A 477-nucleotide genomic window follows, 5' to 3' on the forward strand; every position below is an offset into this window, starting at 1 on the left:
GGTCAGCTTCGACACCTGGGCGCTGGTCAAGGCGTTCAGGTTGTCGCTGCTGAGGTTGGACACCTGCGCCGTCGTCAGCTGGCTGACCTGCGCCGTCGTGAACTCACGAATGTCGGCGGTCGTCAGGCTGTTCAGCTGGCTGCTGGTCAGGGCCTGGACCAGCGTGCTGGTCAGGCTGGACACCTGGGCGCTGTTCAGGGCGCTCAGGTTGGAGCTGTTGAGGCCAGAAATCTGCGCCGTCGTCAGCTGGCTGACCTGCTGGGTCGTCAGCTTCTGCACCGTGTCGGTGGACAAGGCGTTCAGCTGGTCGGTCGTCAGGGCCTTCACCTGGCTGGTCGACAGGCTGGTCACCTGCGCCGTCGTCAGGGCTGCGGCCTGGTCGGTCGTCAGCGACTGAACCTGGGCGGTCGTCAGGCCGGCCACTTGGCTGGAGCTGAGGGCCTGCAGATTCGTGGTGCCCAGCGTCGACAGCTGCGC

Annotated in this window: 1 pseudogene; it reads right to left on the reverse strand. The window is 66.2% G+C overall.

Annotated features, from left to right (window positions below):
* Window positions 1–477 (reverse strand): annotated as a pseudogene (locus P5F91_RS18525) (beta strand repeat-containing protein); the annotation flags it as partial.

It is taken from the genome of Nitrospirillum amazonense, from assembly GCF_029594735.1.
GTDB classification, from domain to species: Bacteria; Pseudomonadota; Alphaproteobacteria; order Azospirillales; family Azospirillaceae; genus Nitrospirillum; species Nitrospirillum amazonense.